The 20,583-nt window shown below is 27.8% G+C and carries 24 protein-coding genes, 1 tRNA gene and 1 pseudogene; 3 read left to right on the forward strand and 23 right to left on the reverse strand.

Annotated elements, in window-relative coordinates; translation table 11 throughout:
• Positions 1 to 1,095, reverse strand: a complete 1,095-nt coding sequence (locus tag IMK15_RS04955; RefSeq protein ID WP_192942108.1) for an ABC transporter substrate-binding protein — start codon at positions 1,093 to 1,095, stop codon at positions 1 to 3.
• A 181-nt stretch (positions 1,096 to 1,276) separates the two neighbouring features.
• On the opposite strand from IMK15_RS04955, the gene IMK15_RS04960 reads away from it, so the two are divergent.
• Both IMK15_RS04960 and IMK15_RS04965 read left to right on the forward strand, forming a co-directional pair.
• Complete coding sequence (locus tag IMK15_RS04960; protein WP_192942109.1) at positions 1,277 to 2,260, forward strand: histidine-type phosphatase; 984 nt, start codon at positions 1,277 to 1,279, stop codon at positions 2,258 to 2,260.
• Complete coding sequence (locus IMK15_RS04965; RefSeq protein WP_192942110.1) at positions 2,257 to 3,075, forward strand: tRNA 2-thiocytidine biosynthesis TtcA family protein; 819 nt, start codon at positions 2,257 to 2,259, stop codon at positions 3,073 to 3,075. Before IMK15_RS04960 ends, IMK15_RS04965 begins: the two co-directional genes overlap by 4 nt.
• Positions 3,076 to 3,096: 21 nt before the next feature.
• On the opposite strand, the gene IMK15_RS04970 is transcribed toward IMK15_RS04965, so the two are convergent.
• The 20 genes and pseudogenes from IMK15_RS04970 to IMK15_RS05065 all read right to left on the reverse strand — a co-directional run bounded on the left by IMK15_RS04970 (position 3,097) and on the right by IMK15_RS05065 (position 18,776).
• Positions 3,097 to 3,171, reverse strand: a tRNA-Cys gene (locus IMK15_RS04970).
• A gap of 46 nt (positions 3,172 to 3,217) precedes the next feature.
• The gene (locus IMK15_RS04975; protein WP_192942111.1) at positions 3,218 to 3,892 is read right to left on the reverse strand and encodes a DUF3800 domain-containing protein; all 675 of its coding nucleotides are present in this window, start codon (positions 3,890 to 3,892) and stop codon (positions 3,218 to 3,220) included.
• Between the two features lie 140 nt (positions 3,893 to 4,032).
• Positions 4,033 to 5,513 (reverse strand): annotated as a pseudogene (nagE, locus tag IMK15_RS04980) (N-acetylglucosamine-specific PTS transporter subunit IIBC).
• Positions 5,514 to 5,583: 70 nt separating this feature from the next.
• Positions 5,584 to 6,366 (reverse strand): ABC transporter permease, encoded by a 783-nt coding sequence (locus IMK15_RS04985; protein WP_192942112.1) that lies wholly within the window; start codon positions 6,364 to 6,366, stop codon positions 5,584 to 5,586.
• A complete protein-coding gene (locus tag IMK15_RS04990; RefSeq protein WP_192942113.1) occupies positions 6,359 to 7,192 on the reverse strand; it encodes an ABC transporter permease in 834 nt (277 codons plus the stop codon). Before IMK15_RS04990 ends, IMK15_RS04985 begins: the two co-directional genes overlap by 8 nt.
• Positions 7,193 to 8,293 (reverse strand): ABC transporter ATP-binding protein, encoded by a 1,101-nt coding sequence (locus IMK15_RS04995; RefSeq protein WP_192942114.1) that lies wholly within the window; start codon positions 8,291 to 8,293, stop codon positions 7,193 to 7,195.
• A 10-nt stretch (positions 8,294 to 8,303) separates the two neighbouring features.
• Complete coding sequence (locus IMK15_RS05000; RefSeq protein ID WP_046328428.1) at positions 8,304 to 9,605, reverse strand: M18 family aminopeptidase; 1,302 nt, start codon at positions 9,603 to 9,605, stop codon at positions 8,304 to 8,306.
• An 8-nt stretch (positions 9,606 to 9,613) separates the two neighbouring features.
• Complete coding sequence (locus IMK15_RS05005) at positions 9,614 to 11,107, reverse strand: carboxypeptidase M32 (RefSeq protein ID WP_192942115.1); 1,494 nt, start codon at positions 11,105 to 11,107, stop codon at positions 9,614 to 9,616.
• Between the two features lie 47 nt (positions 11,108 to 11,154).
• Entirely contained in the window at positions 11,155 to 11,766 is a 612-nt protein-coding gene (locus IMK15_RS05010) for a ComF family protein (RefSeq protein ID WP_192942116.1), read from the reverse strand.
• A complete protein-coding gene (locus IMK15_RS05015) occupies positions 11,753 to 11,959 on the reverse strand; it encodes a hypothetical protein (protein WP_046328426.1) in 207 nt (68 codons plus the stop codon). The genes IMK15_RS05010 and IMK15_RS05015 overlap by 14 nt, the downstream gene beginning before the upstream one ends.
• A gap of 4 nt (positions 11,960 to 11,963) precedes the next feature.
• Complete coding sequence (locus IMK15_RS05020; protein WP_192942117.1) at positions 11,964 to 12,545, reverse strand: ribonuclease HII; 582 nt, start codon at positions 12,543 to 12,545, stop codon at positions 11,964 to 11,966.
• Positions 12,539 to 13,414 (reverse strand): RluA family pseudouridine synthase, encoded by an 876-nt coding sequence (locus tag IMK15_RS05025; RefSeq protein WP_192942118.1) that lies wholly within the window; start codon positions 13,412 to 13,414, stop codon positions 12,539 to 12,541. Before IMK15_RS05025 ends, IMK15_RS05020 begins: the two co-directional genes overlap by 7 nt.
• Position 13,415: 1 nt before the next feature.
• Positions 13,416 to 13,832, reverse strand: coding sequence for an HD domain-containing protein (locus IMK15_RS06675; RefSeq protein ID WP_192942119.1), 417 nt, complete (start codon positions 13,830 to 13,832; stop codon positions 13,416 to 13,418).
• Positions 13,829 to 14,482 carry an HAD family hydrolase gene (locus IMK15_RS05035; protein WP_192942120.1) on the reverse strand — a complete coding sequence of 218 codons (654 nt, stop codon included), beginning with the start codon at positions 14,480 to 14,482 and terminating at the stop codon, positions 13,829 to 13,831. Before IMK15_RS05035 ends, IMK15_RS06675 begins: the two co-directional genes overlap by 4 nt.
• On the reverse strand, positions 14,445 to 15,164 hold the full coding sequence (locus tag IMK15_RS05040) for a hypothetical protein (RefSeq protein WP_192942121.1): 720 nt from the start codon (positions 15,162 to 15,164) through the stop codon (positions 14,445 to 14,447). Before IMK15_RS05040 ends, IMK15_RS05035 begins: the two co-directional genes overlap by 38 nt.
• Before the next feature lie 8 nt (positions 15,165 to 15,172).
• Positions 15,173 to 15,799 carry a uridine kinase gene (udk, locus tag IMK15_RS05045; RefSeq protein WP_046328420.1) on the reverse strand — a complete coding sequence of 209 codons (627 nt, stop codon included), beginning with the start codon at positions 15,797 to 15,799 and terminating at the stop codon, positions 15,173 to 15,175.
• A gap of 8 nt (positions 15,800 to 15,807) precedes the next feature.
• The gene (locus IMK15_RS05050) at positions 15,808 to 16,266 is read right to left on the reverse strand and encodes a PTS sugar transporter subunit IIA (protein ID WP_046328419.1); all 459 of its coding nucleotides are present in this window, start codon (positions 16,264 to 16,266) and stop codon (positions 15,808 to 15,810) included.
• Positions 16,256 to 17,113: a tRNA (adenosine(37)-N6)-dimethylallyltransferase MiaA gene (gene miaA, locus IMK15_RS05055; RefSeq protein ID WP_226869214.1), complete on the reverse strand. Its 858-nt coding sequence runs from the start codon at positions 17,111 to 17,113 to the stop codon at positions 16,256 to 16,258. Before miaA ends, IMK15_RS05050 begins: the two co-directional genes overlap by 11 nt.
• Positions 17,100 to 18,371: a GTPase ObgE gene (gene obgE / locus IMK15_RS05060; protein ID WP_046328418.1), complete on the reverse strand. Its 1,272-nt coding sequence runs from the start codon at positions 18,369 to 18,371 to the stop codon at positions 17,100 to 17,102. The genes miaA and obgE overlap by 14 nt, the downstream gene beginning before the upstream one ends.
• Before the next feature lie 57 nt (positions 18,372 to 18,428).
• Positions 18,429 to 18,776 (reverse strand): cell division protein SepF, encoded by a 348-nt coding sequence (locus IMK15_RS05065; protein WP_192942122.1) that lies wholly within the window; start codon positions 18,774 to 18,776, stop codon positions 18,429 to 18,431.
• Positions 18,777 to 18,884: 108 nt separating this feature from the next.
• On the opposite strand from IMK15_RS05065, the gene IMK15_RS05070 reads away from it, so the two are divergent.
• The gene (locus tag IMK15_RS05070) at positions 18,885 to 19,640 is read left to right on the forward strand and encodes an SDR family NAD(P)-dependent oxidoreductase (RefSeq protein ID WP_192942123.1); all 756 of its coding nucleotides are present in this window, start codon (positions 18,885 to 18,887) and stop codon (positions 19,638 to 19,640) included.
• A 20-nt stretch (positions 19,641 to 19,660) separates the two neighbouring features.
• Here IMK15_RS05070 and IMK15_RS05075 read toward each other — a convergent pair whose 3' ends face one another.
• Both IMK15_RS05075 and hpf read right to left on the reverse strand, forming a co-directional pair.
• Positions 19,661 to 20,089 (reverse strand): Dps family protein, encoded by a 429-nt coding sequence (locus tag IMK15_RS05075; RefSeq protein ID WP_226869215.1) that lies wholly within the window; start codon positions 20,087 to 20,089, stop codon positions 19,661 to 19,663.
• A gap of 11 nt (positions 20,090 to 20,100) precedes the next feature.
• The gene (gene hpf / locus IMK15_RS05080) at positions 20,101 to 20,403 is read right to left on the reverse strand and encodes a ribosome hibernation-promoting factor, HPF/YfiA family (RefSeq protein WP_046328415.1); all 303 of its coding nucleotides are present in this window, start codon (positions 20,401 to 20,403) and stop codon (positions 20,101 to 20,103) included.
• Between the last annotated feature and the right edge of the window lie 180 nt (positions 20,404 to 20,583).

The following is a 20,583-nucleotide window of genomic DNA, read 5'->3' on the forward strand; positions in this document are numbered from 1 at the left end:
TTAATCTCCGAATTTTTCTTTTAATACTTGTTTTCCATCTTTTATTTGAACAAAACTTACTTTCTTTTTAGGGTTTCTATTTTCATCGTATTTTATATGCCCTGTTAATAATTCTAAGTCTGTCTTAGCTAATGCATCTCTTAAATTTCCACCTTGTTTTATTGCATTTTCTACTGTAGTCATTGCGTCATAACCAAGTGCTGCAAATATTAGAGGTTCTTTATTAAATTTCTTCTTGTAATTCTTTATGAATTCTTGTACTGCTGGTGAAGTATCATCAGATGTAAATTGTGATGAGAACACTGCTCCATCAGCTAATTTAGCGAAGCTATCTTGTATTCCGTCCCAACCGTCTGCACCATAGTATTGTGCTTCTAGTCCAACTTCTTTTGCTTGTGATAATATTAATCCTATTGTGTTGTAGTAGTCAGGTATTACTATTGTCTTAACACCCATGTTCTTTAATTTTGTTAATACACTCTTAAAGTCTTTATCACTATTTGTATAACATTCTTCTGTAACACTTATACCTTCTTTGCTAGCTGTTGCTTTGAATGAATTTGCTACACCAACTGAATAGTCACTTCCGTTATTTGTTAATAATGCTACGTTAGTTGCTCCTTCTTTCTTTAAGTATTTTGCTAACACTTCTCCTTGATATGGATCTGTAAATGTAGTTCTGAATACATAGTCTCTATCCTTTGTTATATCCATTGCAGTCCCTGCTGGAGTTATCATAGGTATTTTTGCTTTTTGTGCTAATTCTGCTAATGCAGATGAGTTAGCTGAAATTGCTTCCCCGATGACGACATCAACTTTTTGATTTGCCATTTGTTTAAATATATTTACTACTTCTTGTACATCTCCTTTTGTATCTTGATAAATTGCCTTTACTTTCTTTCCATTAATTCCACCTTCTTCATTAATTTCAGCAATCTTTAATTCAATTCCTTCTTTAATTGAATTTCCATATTGTGCATATTCTCCTGTTAAAGGTTCTGGTACACCAACAAGTATTTCATTGTTGTTCGATTTTGATCCACAACTTGTTAAAGTTAATAACAATGCGATTACTAAACTTAAAAATTTTTTCATGTGTCTATCTCCTTATTTTTTTTGATATGTGCATTATACTACTATTTACATGGGTTGTAAAATATATTTAATTAATAGAACTATAAATTTCATTAATGCTTGACTTATTTAAGCATTAATTGTAGTTATTACTTGTAAAAATAATATAATTCTTGTACAATAAAATCATGAAGGAGGGCTCATGGATATTAAAAAAACTGTTATATTCAGTAGACACGGTCTACGTTATCCATTAATTTACAAACAACAATTTATTGATCTTTTTGGACACGATATTACCGATTGGGACTTTTCAGACGATGAAATGGGAATCCTAACTAAAAGAGGTGAACTTTTAGAGCATAAATTTGGTATATATTTTAGAGAATTTTTTAAAGGTAAAAAAATAGATAGTATTTTTTCAAATTCAATGAGACGTACATATCTTACAGCAAGATGCATTGCTCTAGGAATGATGCCTTATGAAGATATTCAAATTAATACAAGACTTAGTGGATTTAAGCAAATGGATTTGGACTTTTGCCTTTTATTTGACAACAAAAAAACTGTATTACAAGAAAAAGGTCCTATTATAGACAAAGAATTTTTACCTGTATATACGAAGATGGAAGAACTACTTGGTGTAGAAAAAGGTACTATTTCTGATAAAAAAACAACTTTCTTTATTGACGATGATAAATTCTTACATATACGTGGTGCTTTAAAAATTGCCACTGATATTTGCGATTTATTCATACTTAAATATTATGAAGGTTTTGATGAAGATAAAATATTTAAAAGCACTCAGTTTATAAAAGACATAAAATTTATGTCACGGGCTAAAGATATGTTTTTAGACTGTGTTTTCTCAGACAAGTACTATCAAGATAATGCAAATGGAAATGTATATGATAAGATATTAAAAGCAGAATTATATAGTCCTAATAAATTTTCACTAATAGTTGGACATGACTCTAATCTATCATTAATTTTTTCAAAACTAGGTATTACTTATGAACCTAATGAAAGATCAATTGAAAAATATCCTGTAGGTGCTAAATTAATATTTAATATATTTGAAGATAATTCATATGAAGTTTACTACACATATTTTGATTATGAAACAATAAGAGGAGACAAGGATAACGATCCTGTAATTGAATTTTTAAAGAAAGGACGACTATGAAACCTTTAATTGATGTTGAAAGAGCACTACAAAAAAAATTTAAAAGGGTTTTATGGTCTCCCTTTATTCACGCATTAAAAGATTTTAACCTAGTTAATGAAGGAGATAAAATTGCTGTTGCAATATCTGGTGGTAAAGACTCTTTAGTTCTAGCAAAATTATTTCAAGAATTAAAAAGAGTTAGTACAGTTAATTTTGAAGTTGTTTTCTTATCAATGAATCCAGGATTTACAGAAGAAAATCTTAAAATGTTAAAAGAAAATGTAAAAAACTTGAATATACCTTGTCACATATATGATGATAATGTATTTAAAATAGCTCAAAAAATGGATCCTAAAAAACCTTGCTATATGTGTGCTAGACTTCGTCGTGGAAGTCTTTATTCACACGCTGTGGAACTTGGGTGTAATAAACTAGCACTAGGTCATCATATGGATGATGTAGTTGAAACAACTGTTATGAGTATGTTCTATATGGGAAAAGTTGAAACTATGCTACCTAAACTACACTCAGATAATTTTGATATAGAGTTAATAAGACCTCTTTTTTATGTTGAAGAAAAGGATATAAGAAGGTTTGTTAAATACATAGACTTAACTCCCATGGCTTGTGGTTGTGAAGTTGCTAAGGGTATACTTGATAGTAAAAGAAGAGATACAAAAGCACTATTAAATAGTCTTGTTGAAAAAGATAAAGATATAAAAAAAAGAATAATGCAAAGTGTATTTAATGTTAATATAGAAAAGATATTGGGCTTTAAGTGTAAAAGAGAAAAATATTCTGTATATGATAAAATTACAATAAAAAAAGATTGATTAACAATCTTAAATTAATTATGGAGGCAGCAATCAGACTCGAACTGATGTAAAAGGTTTTGCAGACCTCTGCCTAAGCCCCTCGACCATGCTGCCGTACAAAGAAGATTATACAAAATTAATAATGAGTTTGTCAAGTGTTTTACGGCAACCTTGTTATTATATCTTTTTTGTTTTCTACAGCCTTACTACTTCTTAATATATTAAAAAGTCTATTAGCTAGGATATCTGTATATCTAATTAGAGCATTTTCTTTAGAATCACAATATGTAACTGTTACTGTCTGTAAATTAGGTAATATGGGCTTAGTTATGAAGTTATATTCAAAATTTTCTGTCCCTATTTTTAATTCCCTATATATACCTGTTTTCAAATCATAAACTCCATTACTTGCAATTGTATGTTCATCACAGTAAATGTATAAATTATGGATTTGACTTAAATCAACACCCATTTTTTCTAACATTCTTTTTATTCCCATCTTGTATGCATAATCTAAGTATCTTTGTTTACTTTTTTTATCATCAAAAATCCTATCAAAAACTTTTTCTTGATTTATGACAACAAAAAATCTTCTATCACACTTTATAGATCTTAATAATTTTCTTTTATTATCTTCATTTAACATAGTTGCTTTTAGCTCTATATCTTTTGGCATATTTAACTTTCTTTTTATATGCCTTTCTACATTGATGTACTTATTCATACTCTTTAGAACACTATTCTTATCTGTAAATACTATTCCTGCAAACACAAAAACAATATTGTGTTTCTTATCAAATACACCAGATTCATCTGAAAATATATATAAATTCATAATTCTCCTTAAAAAAATACCACTCATTTTTAAATTGAGTGGCTCTATGTCTGACGTACTTATCATTACGCTTAAACTCTCATTCAGTATTCATAGAAATTACCAGTATGGATAAATCCATCTTCACTTCTATTTTAACTTTATATAGATTTTTTGTCAATATAGTTTCTAATTTCATCAGCAACAAATTCTACTTCAGGTCCAATAATTACTTGTACTGCTGTTTTATTTGGTTTTAATACACCAGGAACTAGTTTCTTTATTTCTTTGTCGTTTATAACAGAACTATCTTTAACAGTTAATCTTAGTCTTGTTGTACAACAATCTATTTCTTCTATATTTTCCAAACCACCAAGTAATGGTATTAAAGCAGTTGCTAATGCATTATGATTTAATTTTGTTTTTCTTACTTTTTCAGTACCTTCTTCATCATCTTCTCTACCTGGTGTCTTTAAATTAAATACTCTTATTAAAGTAGTAAATATTACATAGTAAAGAACGAAGAATATTATTCCTAAAAGTATAAGCATGTATGGTTTATGTGCATTTGGTAATCTTGATGATAATACAAAGTCAACAAACCCTGCAGAGAACCCAAATCCAGCTACCCAATTAAAACTTGCTGCTATAAACACTGATATAGCTGTTAAGATTGCGTGCACTAAGTATAATACTGGTGCAACAAACATAAATGCAAATTCTATAGGTTCAGTTACTCCTGTGAAAAATGAAGTAAATCCTGCTGCCACCATAATTGACATTATCTTATTTCTATTTTCTGGCTTAGAAGTCTTAATAAATGCTGCACAAGCTCCTAATAGACCAAACATCATAATAGGGAAAAATCCTGCTTGATACATACCAACATGATAAGCTCCTTTTACGGCTTCTGGTAAATCGGCATATGCTAATTCAGGTGATCCCCAGAATCTTCCTATATCATTTATACCAGCAACGTTAAACCAGAAAACTGAATTTAATGCATGGTGTAGTCCTACTGGTATTAAAAGTCTATTAAAGAATCCATAAATCCCTGCACCTACAGGTCCTAATGATGCAATCTTTATACCAAAACTAACTAATGCTGAGTAAATTGCTGGCCATACGTATAGTAAAATAAATGACACTACTAACATTACAATTGATGTAATAATAGGAACAAATCTCTTACCACTAAAGAATGCTAAAAACTTAGGTAATTCAATATTATAGAATCTGTTGTATAATTCTCCAGATATAACCCCACATAGAATACCTATAAATTGATTATTTATTTTCCCAAATGCAGGGGTGAAACATTTTCAACTGGAGTATTTGTAAGTTGTGCAACAGCATTAGTTGAAAGTAATGTAGTAACAACTAAAAATGCTACAAGTCCTGTTAAAGCTGCAGCACCATTTTTATCTCTAGAAAGACCAAAAGCAACACCAACTGCAAATAATATAGGCATACTATCTATTATTGCTGCTCCTGATTTAATAAGAAATGCTGCAAGTTGTGAATTACTACCCCAACCAACAGGGTCAATCCAATAACCTATTCCCATAAGAACTGCCGCTGCAGGTAATACTGCAACAGGAACCATCAAGGCTTTTCCAATTTTTTGTAAATAACCGAACATAAAGTCCTCCTCTTTAATATAGTGTTAATATATTATACTATAATTTTTTAAAAAAAGAATGACTATTGTCTTAATTTAATAAATATTTTTGTAGTTTTGTACTAGATACTGATAAAATTAATGTGCCAATTATTAAGATTGTTGAAAGTGCATTTATTGTTGGTGTTATTCCAAATTTAAGCATTGAGTATATTTGTATAGGTAAAGTATCTGAATTCGTTCCAGTAACAAAGCTTGTTATTACAAAATCATCTAATGATAATGTTAATGACATCAAGAATGCTGATATTATTCCTGGCATCATACTTGGAATTATTACCTTAGTTAATGCTTGAAATTCAGTAGCACCTAAGTCTCTTGCAGCCTCAACAATAGAAAAATCAAATTCATCTAATCTTGACATTATTATAAACAAAGAAAAAGGTATATTAAATGTTGTGTGTGCTATAAATATAGTTAACATTCCAAGTGGTATTGTTCTATTGATGTTAAAAAATATTAATAATGATACCCCTATTATTAAATCAGGTAATACTAACGGAACATAACTTAATATTTTAACATAATTCTTCATTCTAAAGTTATACCACTTTATACCTATTGCACCTAATGTTGCAATAATTACTGATGCCACTGATGAACTAAGTGCTATTATTATACTTCTTCCAAAAGTTACCCATAAATGTGGTGAATTTAAAAATAGATCTTTATACCATTTTAATGAAAACTTAGTCCACATATATGTTTTTGATTCATTAAATGATAAAACAACTAACATTACTATGGGTAAGTAGAAAAATATCATTACTAGTGCAAAAAATATTGTTGATATCACTTTTTTTTCGTTATTCATCAATTTCACCACCTTTATTTATGAACATTGCAACTATTGTTATTAGTATAAATATTGTTGATATTGCTGCAGCTGATGGCCAATCACGAAGAACAAACATCTTATTTGCAATAATATTACCTAGCATAATACCATCTGTTCCTCCAACTATATCTGGAACAGCATAAGACCCTATTGCAGGTATAAATGTTAGTACTATTGCTGTAATTATACCGCCTTTTATACCAGGTAAAAATACTTTTAATAGTGCTTGATACTTATTTGCACCTAAATCTCTTGCAGCATCTATTAGAGAAAAATCAAATCTTTCAATTGATGTATACAGAGGTAAAATTGCATATGGCATCAATATATATACACTTATTATCACTACTGCTCTTTGATTGTATAGCATAGGTATAGGACTAGTTAATTTAAATATCCACATCAATGCCTTATTTATCAACCCATTATTACCTAATAAACCTATTAACGCAAATATTCTAACTAAAAAGTTAGTCCAAAATGGAATTATTATTAATAATAACCATAAATTCTTATACTTAGATCTTGAAATAAAGTACGCAGTAGGTAGTGCTAAAATTATTACTATAACTGTAATAAGTACAGATATTTTTAAGGTCTTTATTAACACCTTTACTAATTGTGGATCTAATAGATTTCTATATGCTTTTAGTGTGAATGTTGTATAACCTTCTATTCCTCCATAAGCAGCTTTCTTTAGAAAACTAAAGTATACTATTATCCCTGTTGGTATTGCAAAAAATATACTCATCCATATTGTTAATGGAAGATAATATAGTAATTTTAAATTTTTCTTATGCATCTACATCACCTCTACAAGATAAGCATCTTCATAGTTCCAGTAGAAATACACCTTCTCTTTCCATTCGAATAATTCATCTTCTTCTAAGAATTCTCTATGTTGGTCAAAGGCTTTAATAATTCTATTATTTCCTTCAATTTTTATAAACAACTTACTTTGAAACCCTGTATAGATTACTTCATCTATTACACCTTGCAATACCTTATACTTTTCATTAAATTTAGGTGGCTTATTATCTACTTTAATCTTTTCAGGTCTTAAAGTTAATTTAACTACATCTCCTACTTTAACTTTTTTATCAAGTTCTACCTTAAATTCTCCTATTTCGTTTGACTCAGCTATTGCATAATTATCATAAACTTCCTTTATTTTACCTTTAATAAAATTAGTTTCTCCTATAAAGTCTGCAACAAAAGTATCAGAAGGAGTTTCATAGATTTCATTTGGAGTTCCTACTTGTAACACATTTCCATTGTGCATAACAGCTATTCTATCAGAAACACTCAGTGCTTCTTCTTGATCATGTGTTACAAACACAAATGTTATACCTACTTCATCGTGTATTGTATCTAAATCAATTAATAATCTTTGTCTTAATTTTGCATCTAATGCTGAAAGTGGTTCATCTAAAAGTAAAACTTCTGGCTTATTTATCAAAGCTCTTGCAATAGAAACTCTTTGTTTTTGTCCACCAGATAATGATGCGGGGTACTTATTTTTATGCTTTTTCAAACCTACTAAGTCTAAATACTTATCTACTTCTTTTTCTATTTCACTTTTTTTCATTTTTTTAAGTTTTAGTGAAAAGGCTATATTATCGAATATAGTCATATTTGGGAATAATGCATAATTTTGAAATACCGTATTAACATTTCTCTTATTCGGTTCTAATACATCTATCCTTTCACCGTTAACCCTAATTTCTCCCTCATCTGGTGAAATGAACCCTGCTATCATTCTAAGTAGAGTTGTTTTACCACAACCAGATGGACCTAGTATAGAGAAAAATTCACCTTTTCTTATACTTAAATTTATATTATTTAATATTTTATCTCCTTCAAAGGACTTTGATATACCAATTATTTCTAAATCTTTTTCCAATTTATACCCCCTATCTATTAAAATATTCTTTTGCAATCTCTTTTAAATAAAAGACATCATATGTTCCACACATTTCTCTTATAGAATGCATTGATAAAATAGGTACTCCTAAATCTACTGCTTCTATATCTAAGTGACTTGCACTTAAAGGACCTATTGTAGTACCTCCTATTTCATTAGAATTATTTACAAATACTTGTAACTTAATATCCTTATCTCTTACAATTTCTTTTAATACTGCCATAGAATATCCATCTGATGTATATCTTTGATTAACACTTAACTTTATTGAAACACCATTATTCATTGTACATTGATTTGTAATATCAAATTTTTCCATAAATGATGGATGTGCTACGTGTCCACTATCTGCTGATAGCATAAATGATGACGCTAATATTTCTAAGTAATCTAGTCTATTATACCCTAATGAATATACTATTCTTTCTAATATATGTGCTAGATAATTTGAATCTGCACCTTGTTTTGTTGAACTCCCTATTTCTTCATTATCAAATCCAACAAATACATTTATTTTTTCTGAATCATTATTTGATTCTATTATTCCCATTAAACCTGTATATACTGATAAAAGATTGTCTAGCTTTGTACTAGTTAACATATCTTCATTTACACCCATAAGTCTACCTTTATCTAATGGATATAGCATTAAGTCAAAGTCTAATATGTCTTCTATATCTACATTTAACTTTTTAGATATAGTTTTTAATAAGTAATTATCAGCTTCTAATGTGTCATTAACTAGACTAATTATGGGTAATAATTCTTTTTGCTTGTCTATTTTATGTCCGTTATTAACATCCCTATTTTGATGTATTGCCAAATTAGGTATAACAACAACTATATCACTTAAATTAATGTATGATACTTTTGGTTTGAATGCATCTTGACTTCTTGTTAATAGTCTTCCTGCTATTGATAAGGGTCTATCAAACCATGTTGATAGTATAGGCCCTCCATATACTTCAGTATTTAATCTTAACATATTATTAGTTACTACTTCACTTTTAGGCTTAATTCTAATACTTGGACTATCTGTATGAGATGCAAATATTTTTATACCTTTTTTTACATCTAATTTATTTGGTGTAGTAAAAGCTAATATTGTTGAATTGGTCTTTTTAACATAATATTTTTTACCTAATTCTATATTCCATTTGGAACATATATCTAATTCTTTAAAGCCATTTTTTTCTAATAAGGCTTTTGCATTTTCTACAACATGATAAACACTAGGGCTTTCGTCAATGAACTTCATCATATCTAGTGCAAATTGTTTAACTTTTTCCATTTTATCACCTACTTATATATTCTTTCATATTTTGATTTTAAATATTTGATATAGTATTCTGGATTAAATTCTTCACCAGTACATAATTTAATTAATTCTTCTGGTGTTTTAGAATTTCCATATTGATGTATACCTTCTCTTAAGAAATCATTTATTTTCTTAAAGTCTTTGTCTTCTATTGCTTTTTTTACATCTACTTTCTTTTCTAATGCGTGGTAGATTTGTGATGCATATGCACTTGCTATTGCATATGATGGAAAATATCCAAATGCTCCTCCTGCACAATGTGAATCTTGTAATATTCCTTCTTTTGCATTTTTAGGTCTTATACCTAAATATTCTTCATATAGATCATTCCACATTTTTTCTAAATCACTAGCATTGATTTTAGTATCTATGTTAGAAAATATATATTTTTCTATTTCATATCTAATCATTACATGTATAGGATATGTTACTTCATCAGCTTCTGTTCTATAATATTGATTTTTAACTTCATTAACTAGAAGATAGAATTCATCCTTTGATATATTAAGCTTTCTATATTTTTCTAATAAGCTATATATTAAATCTGTAAACTCTTTCATTTTACCTATGACATTTTCATAAATTCTAGATTGTGATTCATGTATACCCATAGTTGAACCACCAGATAATATACCAGTATCATTGTACTTATCATCTACTTGTTGTTCGTATATAGCGTGACCTGTTTCATGAACAGTAGAATATATACTTGATAGCACATCATCTAGATAATAGTGTGTTGTTATTCTAACATCCTTATTATTCATATTAGTTGTAAATGGATGTTCACTTTCTTTTATTACACCTTTATCATAGTCAAACCCCATAATATTTGATAATATCTTTGATATTTCTCTTTGTTCTTCTATGCTAAACTTAACAGAATAAAATCTCTTTTTTATATCCTCTAATTTAGTTGTATCCTTGCTTCTTATTTCCTTAATAAATGGTATTAATTCTTTTCTTATTAAATCAAAAAACTTATCTGCTTTTTCTACTGTTAAATTTGTTTCATAGTCATCTAATAGAACATCATAAGGATTTTTTTTGTAGCCTCTATAAAGAATGAATTTCTTATTAGTGTCTATTAAGTCTTGAAGATAATCTTTAAATAATGAATAGTCTTCTTTATTCTTAGCTATTTCCCATTTTTGAGTTGCCTTTGTTACTAGTGAACTGTATTTTGCATATTCATCCTTAGGTATCTTACTCATCTTTTCAAATACATCTTTTTTTAATTTTTTCACTACTTTTTTGTCAATTTCGCTTAATTTATCCTCATCTAAATCATATAGCATCTTTTTAAATTCATCATTAACAAAGTTTTCATACTGTAATTGTGTTAAAACTTCCATTGTGTTACTTATACCATCAATAGCCTTAACTGGAGCTTCAGTTTCTAAATCCCAACTCAATAAGGTTATTGCATGACTAAATGCCATATCTCTTCTTATATATTCATAAATTTTGTCCATTTTTTTATCTCCTTTTAATTATAGATAACCATTCTATTATACTAATTTCAGAGGTTTTTTGCAATTAAAGATTTTATAAATTTTCTTGAAATAGCTATTGAATAGAATAATACTTTTATCCCCTTGTATTCTTTTTCTAAGCACTTTTTTATTTCATTAACAGTAGCCCCTGTTGTTATAATATCATCTACTATTAATACCGTCTTATTACTTAAATTTAAATTCTTAACATCGAAACTCTGTAGGATATTTAGATTTTTCTGATATGATTTGGATAATTTAGACATCTTTTTTGTATTTTTTATCTTTTTAATTTTCAAGAAGGGATAATTGAATTTTTCAAAAATTAATTCCACCTGATCAAAGCCTCTATCTCTTATCCTCTCTTTACTTGTAGGAACACATATGATATATTCAACTTTTTGACTTTCTACAACGAATTCAACTTGTGACCTTATTATACTATATATAGCTGTTGCTACATATTTTTTTCTTTTATACTTAAGCTCATATATCATATCTCTAAAATAGTCGTTATAGTACATAGAAAAATGCACATTTTCAATAGAATAAAAATGTGCTAATTTTTTTACTTGTTCATACTTTGTTTTACCAATTTCATATTCATGTTTATCGAATAAAAAGCTAAATATTCCCATGTTCAGTATCCCTATCCACTAATTTTGCACAATATATTTCTGTGTATCCACAATTTTTACATATTTTAATATAAAACAACTCTGATGTTGGCAAAATATTTTTTATCCAACCATCTATATCTTTTGTTGGTAAATATATACTCTTAATTACATGTTCAACATTTGAACACTTAATACATCTATTTAATTTCATACTATCACTTCATTAATATTTTTTTTAAAAAACTTCTTCTATGTTCTTTTAATATCCCGTATTTTTCAATTGCTTCATAATGTGCTTTTGTACCATAACCTTTATGATTTTTAAAGCCATATAAAGGATATTTTTCATCATAGTTATATAGTAAGTGGTCACGATAAACCTTTGCTATTATTGATGCTGTGGCAATGGATAAATCTTTAGAATCTCCTTTTACAAGAAAATCTTGTTCTAACTTACATCCTCTTATCTTTTGATTACCATCAACTAAAACTTTTTTACCTGTTATCTTAAGCTTTTCTAATGCCCTATTCATTGCTAAAAAAGTAGCATTTAATATATTAATCTTATCAATTTCTTCACTACTTGCAACACCTACAGCATACTGTATTTTATCTGACACTATCAATTCCTTATATATCTGCTCTCTTTTCTTTTCAGTTAACTTTTTAGAATCATTTATTTTATCAAAAATTTCATCATCAGTATCTAATATATATACACAAGCAGCAACAACTGGTCCAAATAAAGGCCCACGCCCTGCTTCATCTACACCTATTACATCCCTATACTCTAACATAATTTCACCTTTTCTAATGTTTCTTTCATATCATGAGGAATATCCACACTAAACTTCATTTTTTCATTTGTAAATGGATGTATAAATTCCACACTATATGCATGCAATTGCTGTCTATTAAACCTATCATTTCTACCATACACATGATCACCTAATATGGGGTGATTTAATTCTTTAGCGTGTACCCTTATTTGATGCGTTCTTCCAGTTAATATCTCAACTTTTACATATGAGTATAGGTCATTTTCCTTTATTAGTTTAAAAATACTAATTGCAAGCTTACCATTGTCAGTATTAGAGCTCATCTTTTTTCTATCTTTTTTGCTTCTACCTATATATGTTCTTACTTCTACTCTATCCTTATTTAATTTTCCCTTTAATATAGCAAGGTATGTCTTATGTATTTCATGATTTTTAAACATTTGAACCAATTTTTCATGACAAGCATTTGTCTTAGCTATTATTAATATGCCACTAGTATCCTTATCTAATCTATGAACTATCCCTGGTCTTAGTGGATCTACATTAGATAGACTTTTAAAATTGGATAATAATGAATTTACTAGTGTATTTTCTCTAAAACTACTACATGGATGAACAACCATATTATATGGCTTATTGATAATAGCAAGATATTCATCTTCATAAACTATATCAAGCTTCTTGTCTTCTTTAGTTATAACTATAGGTTCATCTTCCTTTATTTCATATGTAATTTTATCATTTTCACATACCTTGTATGATGGCTTAACTAATTTATCATTTGAAAAAACTTGTGATAAGGCTACCCTATTTCTTGAAATATTTAATTTTTCACTTAAATATTTGTCAATTCTTTTGCCTACATCCCCTTTTTCAACTATATACATTTTAACTCCTATCATCAATATCTTGAAATATTTTTAGCATTCCATTAGTATTTTTATCATGGTGGTGTAATATTAAAATAGCAACATCTTTATTAATCTTTTCCAACATATCATAACCTATCTTAGGATGTTTTTTAAGTCTTGTTACAAAACCTAACTTATGTATTATTCTTAATAAAAATGATGCTCTTTTTTTACCACAATCATGTAGTATACTAAATATTAAATAATTCCTATCCGTCGTAACTTTTTTCATTCTACTGTATACTAATAGTCCATGCCATCTATCATAATAGTCCATATTAAAATATATTCTTAGCTCTTCATCATTTAATATCTTAATAGCCTCTTTTTCAAGATTTTCATCTATTTTTTCTATATAGTAATCACAAAATTTTCTAATACAATATCTTATCACTTTATTATACCTATTATCTCATCTGCTCTATTAACACAATTTTCAAACTCAAAGTTTCTTTTTTCATAGCCATAATTACAGTGTATTTGCCTTACACCCATATTTTTTGCCATTGTATAATCAACTATCATATCACCTATATGTACAATTTCATCTATACTATATCCATCTTTTACTATCATTTTAAGTCCATATGGATAAGGTTTAGGTGGATATGCTTTATTTTCTGGATTTCCAAATATATATTTAAATTTCCATTTATTTAATAAGGTACTACAATATTTTTCAGCTGTTATTTGATCCTTATTTGTTATCACAGCAAGAACTATATTCTTTTTTTCTAAATATGTAAGCAATCTATCCATACCCTCATATATTTTAGCACCTTTTAAGTAGTTGAGGTTATAGTAATCACGTACTCTAGATAAGAACTCCTCCTTATCTTCTTTTATATTTCTTACTTCTCTTATTCTATCAAATGCTACACCAAAGCCATTGCCTATAAAGTCCATATACTTTTCTACACTAAATATTTCATAACCATATTCTTTTAATATTTCATTAAAGGCATTTGCTATTGATGGTAATGTATCAACTAAAGTACCATCTAAATCAAACGTTACAACACTTACATTCGTCATTATATTCATTCTTTAATACCCTATCTACAAATCTTTCTATACCCTTTATTCCAAATCCATCATGCTTATATGGTGCAACATCATTTAAAACTTCCATGTATTTTTTAGAAAATAACTCATATATATATTCATCAAAGAAGAATAAATCATCCATATCGCTTTCTTTAATGTTCTTTTTTATAAACTCAATATACTTTTTCATATCTGGATTTTCTTCTAATAATTCTAAAATTAGATCTAAAGATCCACAACTTTGTAAATTTTGATCTAATTCTAATATCTCACTTGATATTTTCTTTGTAATTTCCATAGTTCCTAGTTCATCTATTTCATTAACACCTTTTGAAAATATCGCAAGATTACAAGTATCTTGTATTTGAAAGTCCTTATTTCTTAAAATTAGATAAAAGTCATCGCCCCTTTTATACATATGTGAAAAGTTATTCTTTCCAACTATATCACTTAAAAAATCGCTATAACCTTCATCCCATGCTTTCTTTAAATGAGTTATTACTTCCTCATTTTTTGTTTTTAGAACTGGCAAGGGATAGTTTAATAAAACTACCTCACCAAAATCTTTTAAATCTTTTGAAACAAATACTGGATATTTCATAGTTTCATCATATTTAGAATTTTCGACTAGATAAAATTCTCCATATTCTGTCTCAAATTTATATTTTATATCATTCATTTTATCCTCTATTTTTTACTTAAATACTTTAATCTACTTGTTACCATTTTAATACCAACTTCATTAGATTTACCTCTTGGTATTATTACATCTGCATATCTTTTTGTTGGTTCAACAAACTCAAGATGCATAGGTTTTACAGTTTCTATATATTGATTACGTATATTCTCAAAACTTCTTCCACGTTCCTTCATATCTCTTTCTATACGTCTTAATAAACGTATATCATCATCTGTATCAACAAATATTTTCATATCAAATAGGTTACGCATCTTTGCCAATGTAAGTATAAGTATACCTTCAACTATTATTATTGGTTCTGATTTTATAAGCTCAGTCTTATCTGTTCTTCTATGATTAGTAAAGTCATATGTGGGTTTTTGTATATCTTTTCCTTCTTTTAATTCCTTTATATGCTTAATTAATAAGTCAAAATCTATAGCATCTGGATGGTCATAATTCAATTTAGACCTATGTTCATAATCCAATTCTGGATGATCTTTGTAATATGAATCTTGTTCTAATAAGCTAACATTAGTACCAAATTTTTTTAAATCTTCAACTATTAAATTTGCTACACTTGTTTTACCTGATCCAGTTCCTCCTGCTATTGCTAGTATAATTCTTCCTTCCATACTACACCTTAAAGACTTTCTAGTATTTCAAACACTTCATGTTTATCAGTTGAATTAATTAATTTTTCTAATTTTTCTTCTTCAAAAGATAATTTTGATATTACAGATAAAATATCTAAATGTTCCCTTTTAGTTGATTCTGGAGCGACAACTAAGAAAAATACCTTAGATTTCTTTTCATCTAATGATGCAAAATCTTTTCCGTCTTTATCTATTGCTACTACCATGCTAACTTTTTTTACACCACTTGATTTTGCATGAGGTATAGCAATACCATCTTGCATACCTGTAGATGATAAATTTTCTCTTTCATATAGGTCATTTAGTACAACATCAAATTTACCTTCTTCTATTACATCATCATTTTTTGAAAAATTTTCTAATAATTCCTTGATAATATCTTCTTTCTTATCTGCTTTAATTTTAAATACTATATTATCTAAAGATAAATAATTCTTAATTTCCATAATCCCTCCTAATTTTTTCTATAATTTTATCTATACTTTCATCATCTAGGTTATACTCAATATATCCTTTATTTTTAAACCATGTAAATTGTCTTTTAGCATATCTTCTGCTAGCTGTTTTGATATTTTCAATAGCCTCTTTTAAACTTACATTAGACTTAAAATATTCAAATAATTGCTTATACCCTATACACTGTATTTTATTACCATATACATTATATGCTTTTTTTGCTTCTTCTAAAAGACCTTGTTCCATCATTATATCAACTCTTTTATTAATTCTGTCATATAATGTGGTTCTATTTCTCGTTAGAAATATTTTTAAAAATTTTCTATCATTACCAAGTTTATTGTTATACACAACACCCCTTGTTTCAATTTTACGTATTACTCTAACTTTATTCTTAATATCTATTTGTTTTTTTTCTTCTTCACTTAAAAGGTCTTGTAATTCGCTAAGAGTCATACTCTCTAACTTTTCTCTTTTTTTATAGTCAACTTTATCCATCATGGTTAAACCATCAGTCAAAGAACTGATATATAGCCCTGTACCACCTACAATTAAAAAGGGAACTTCTTTATTTTCATTTAATATCTTATTGGCAGTTTCATAAAAATGTCCCACGCTATATTTTTCATTTGGTTCTACCTCATCTATTAAATAATGTATTACTCCATCTTTTTCATCTTCAGTTATCTTGGCTGTACCTATATCAAGAGTCTTATACACTTGCGATGCATCAGCTGAAATAATTCTTGCGTTTAATAACTTTGCAAGTTTTATTGATAACTCAGTTTTACCAACTCCAGTTGGTCCTGCTATTACTATCGCATTATACATATTCAAATTCATATCCTTCTATAACTATGGTATCCCCTATTTTGACTCCATTTTCTTCTAGCTTTTGTTCCATTCCTATATGACGCATAACTTGCAAGAATTGTATAATTCCATCATCACCTATAAATACATACTTATTTAATACATTATCAACAACTTGTCCAGACACTTCATAAACATTAGGCTCAAGTTTTTTAATAATCCAGTCTTCTTTTCTTTTTACTACTTCTGATAACACAGTATCTAAGTCTCTTACTTCTTCTATTTCTTCTTCTTTTGTATTGCATAAAAGCTCATAAGCTTTCTTTATTACCTCACTTATACCTTCATTTGCAATTACAGACATAGTTAGTACTTCTTTGTTTATAGCTTTTGAGAATTCTTCTATTTTTTTATCGTCATATAGCATATCTATCTTATTTAACACGACAATTTGAGGTTTACTTGCTAATTTTTTGCTATATTTTTCTAATTCTTCATTTATCTTAAAATAATCTTCTATAGCACTTCTACCATCAATCTCTGATATATCTACTATATGAATAATTACACGACATCTTTCTATATGTCTTAAAAATTTATCACCAAGACCTATACCTTTATGTGCACCTTCTATTAAACCTGGTATATCTGCTACAACAAATGAATGATCTTCATCAACTTTTGCTATACCAAGCTTAGGTTTTAATGTAGTAAAGTGATAGCTTGCAACTTTTGAATTTGCACCTGATATTTTGTTTATGAATGAAGACTTACCTACACTAGGGTAACCTACTAAAGCTACATCTGCTAATAGTTTTAATTCTAGCTTTATTTTTAATTCTATTCCTGGTTTACCACTTTCAGAAATTCTTGGTGCTTTTCTTATGGAATTTTTAAAGTGTACATTACCTTTTCCACCATCTCCACCTTTTAAAAACACTACTTGTTCATTTGCCTTATTCATATCAAGTAAAAGTTTATTACTTTCATAATCTCTTATCATAGTTCCAACTGGAACTCTAATAATTACATCTTCTCCATTTCTACCTGCACACTTAGCACCCATGCCTTTACTTCCATTTTGTGCTTCTATTCTTTTTATAGTTTTGAAATTTAATAGCGTATTCATATTAGGGTCAGCTAGTATGATTATAGAGCCACCCTTTCCTCCGTCTCCGCCGTCTGGTCCACCAAATTGCACGAATTTTTCTCTTCTAAATGTTGCTGCACCATCACCACCGTTTCCAGATTTTACTGTTATTACACTTTCATCTATAAACATTCTATTCCTCTCTAAAATAGGACTTATGAAATAAGCCCTATAAATAATTTTTTTAATTTAGTTATTTCTTACTTTTACACCAGCTGGTATTGAAGCAAATACCTTATCTGTTATAGCAACAATAGTTCCACCTAGAACATATGATGCTCCACTTAAATAATCAATTAATCTTTGACCTTCTTCTCTTGACATATTTTCTAAACTAAACGCAACTATATTACTATTTTTAATCATTTCTGCAATTTTTTTTGAATCTTCATCATATGATTTTGGTTTTAATATGTTAACACCGTTATATATAAAATCACTATTTTCTGCTTCTTTATTTAATGATTTTTCAATTATATCTTCATTATTTTCTTCTTCATCTGTATATGTAAACAATTTCTTAAATACTGACATCATCATACCTCCAACATTATTTATTAAATTATATACTTTTTCCAGATTTATTTCAATACAAAACTTTGCTTTATATAAAAAAAAATACTATAATCATAACTGAGGTGTTTTATGAGAAATTTATGTATTATAACTGGAGCAACCAGTGGAATAGGCTTGGAACTAGCTAAAATATATTCATGCTTTAATATAGATCTTCTTTTAATTTCAAGTAATATTAATAATCTTGAAAAGACTAAAAAGCTTCTAGATAATAATGGGGCTAATATTGATATATTAGAAATGAATTTAATAAATGGAATAGATCTAGAAAAATTAAAAGAAAAAACAGATAATAAATTACTTTATTGTCTGATAAATAATGCAGGTTTTGGAGACTTAGATGATTTTGTAGATTCTAACTTGAAAAAGGCTCAAGATATGATAGACCTTAATATTAAGGCTCTAACAAGTCTTAGCTACTTTTTCTTAAAAAAGAATAAAAATACTACTACTAAGTCATATTTACTAAATGTAGGTTCTGTTGCAAGTTTTATGTGTGGTCCTAAAATGGCAGTATACTATGCAACAAAAGCATATGTTTTATCATTCACTAATGCAATAAGAAGAGAAAACTCAAATAAGTTTATTAAAATCTCTTGTCTTTGTCCTGGTCCTACAAAAACTAATTTTACAAAGGACTTTAAATTTACTCCTAATGTGTTCAAAAACATATTTGCTATGAAGCCATATGACGTTGCTCTTTGTGCATATTATGGACTTTTAAAGGGTAAAAAAGTTATTATCCCAGGAGTAACAAATTACTTAATGATAAAATTAATTAAATTTATTCCTAGTAGTTTAGTTGAGGTTATAACAAAAAAATAATGGGTTAAACCCATTATTTTTTAACATTCAAAACTATTTAACATCCATAATAATTTTTCGTATTTTATTATATATTCATCCATCATAGCTGATGTACCATAATCATTATTTTTATCTGCACAAACTTTAACTTCTTTAGCTTCATCAACTATAAATCGAAAATCACTAATTAAAGTCTTTAGAGCTTCATCTATTGTTATAGATTTATTTTCTCCTTCTTTTATTTTTGAGATTTCTAAATAACTTTTTAATGTAGATAAAGGTCTACCCTTTATAGCTAATACTCTTTCTGCAACTTCATCTACAACTTCATTTAAATCTTCATACATTTTATCTAATTGTGCGTGTATAGAGAAAAATCCTCTACCTGTTATATTCCAATGAAAATTTTGTACTTTCTTTGCTAACACTGATAAATCAGCTAAAAATTGATTTAATTTACTTTCCATGTTCACCCCTATTATTTTTTATTCTTTATTTCTTTATACTTTGTTACTTGTCTAACCATTATATCAAGCATTGCATCAATTGCTGAATAAAGACTTTTATCTTTACATTCTACATTTATTGTTTTACCTGCAACATATATTGTAGCACTTGCATGATGTACAGCTCCCTCAGATTTAGTTTTTTCAACTGAAAGCATTACTTTAACTTCTGTAATGTTGTTACAATATTTCAAAACCTTCTTACATTTCATAATTGCATATTCTCTTAAAGCATCTGTTAATTTTAGATGTTGTCCACTTACTATTACATTCATAATAATAACACTCCTTTCAATTGCTTCTAATATATTATAGTCCTATTTCAACTATTCTACAACTACTAATTCTCTATTTTTTAATATATACTTTTTATTAGCACCCGAGTTTGACAGTTTTAAATAATTAAAAATGTTGTAGATATATTGAAATCTACATTTTTTTGTCAAATTTTTTTA

It is taken from the genome of Sneathia sp. DSM 16631, assembly GCF_014892235.1.
Taxonomy (GTDB): Bacteria; Fusobacteriota; Fusobacteriia; order Fusobacteriales; family Leptotrichiaceae; genus Sneathia; species Sneathia vaginalis.

Excerpts from the sequence above, each read along its gene's own strand:
- IMK15_RS04955 (WP_192942108.1), bottom strand. The coding sequence starts at position 1,095 with ATGAAAAAATTTTTAAGTTTAGTAATCGCATTGTTATTAACTTTAACA.
- IMK15_RS04960 (WP_192942109.1), top strand. The coding sequence starts at position 1,277 with ATGGATATTAAAAAAACTGTTATATTCAGTAGACACGGTCTACGTTAT.
- IMK15_RS04965 (WP_192942110.1), top strand. The coding sequence starts at position 2,257 with ATGAAACCTTTAATTGATGTTGAAAGAGCACTACAAAAAAAATTTAAA.
- IMK15_RS04975 (WP_192942111.1), bottom strand. The coding sequence starts at position 3,892 with ATGAATTTATATATATTTTCAGATGAATCTGGTGTATTTGATAAGAAA.
- IMK15_RS04985 (WP_192942112.1), bottom strand. The coding sequence starts at position 6,366 with ATGAATAACGAAAAAAAAGTGATATCAACAATATTTTTTGCACTAGTA.
- IMK15_RS04990 (WP_192942113.1), bottom strand. The coding sequence starts at position 7,192 with ATGCATAAGAAAAATTTAAAATTACTATATTATCTTCCATTAACAATA.
- IMK15_RS05000 (WP_046328428.1), bottom strand. The coding sequence starts at position 9,605 with ATGGAAAAAGTTAAACAATTTGCACTAGATATGATGAAGTTCATTGAC.
- IMK15_RS05005 (WP_192942115.1), bottom strand. The coding sequence starts at position 11,107 with ATGGACAAAATTTATGAATATATAAGAAGAGATATGGCATTTAGTCAT.
- IMK15_RS05010 (WP_192942116.1), bottom strand. The coding sequence starts at position 11,766 with ATGGGAATATTTAGCTTTTTATTCGATAAACATGAATATGAAATTGGT.
- IMK15_RS05015 (WP_046328426.1), bottom strand. The coding sequence starts at position 11,959 with ATGAAATTAAATAGATGTATTAAGTGTTCAAATGTTGAACATGTAATT.
- IMK15_RS05020 (WP_192942117.1), bottom strand. The coding sequence starts at position 12,545 with ATGTTAGAGTATAGGGATGTAATAGGTGTAGATGAAGCAGGGCGTGGG.
- IMK15_RS05025 (WP_192942118.1), bottom strand. The coding sequence starts at position 13,414 with ATGTATATAGTTGAAAAAGGGGATGTAGGCAAAAGAATTGACAAATAT.
- IMK15_RS05035 (WP_192942120.1), bottom strand. The coding sequence starts at position 14,482 with ATGAATATAATGACGAATGTAAGTGTTGTAACGTTTGATTTAGATGGT.
- IMK15_RS05040 (WP_192942121.1), bottom strand. The coding sequence starts at position 15,164 with ATGAATGATATAAAATATAAATTTGAGACAGAATATGGAGAATTTTAT.
- udk (WP_046328420.1), bottom strand. The coding sequence starts at position 15,799 with ATGGAAGGAAGAATTATACTAGCAATAGCAGGAGGAACTGGATCAGGT.
- IMK15_RS05050 (WP_046328419.1), bottom strand. The coding sequence starts at position 16,266 with ATGGAAATTAAGAATTATTTATCTTTAGATAATATAGTATTTAAAATT.
- obgE (WP_046328418.1), bottom strand. The coding sequence starts at position 18,371 with ATGTTTATAGATGAAAGTGTAATAACAGTAAAATCTGGAAACGGTGGT.
- IMK15_RS05065 (WP_192942122.1), bottom strand. The coding sequence starts at position 18,776 with ATGATGTCAGTATTTAAGAAATTGTTTACATATACAGATGAAGAAGAA.
- IMK15_RS05070 (WP_192942123.1), top strand. The coding sequence starts at position 18,885 with ATGAGAAATTTATGTATTATAACTGGAGCAACCAGTGGAATAGGCTTG.
- IMK15_RS05075 (WP_226869215.1), bottom strand. The coding sequence starts at position 20,089 with ATGGAAAGTAAATTAAATCAATTTTTAGCTGATTTATCAGTGTTAGCA.
- hpf (WP_046328415.1), bottom strand. The coding sequence starts at position 20,403 with ATGAATGTAATAGTAAGTGGACAACATCTAAAATTAACAGATGCTTTA.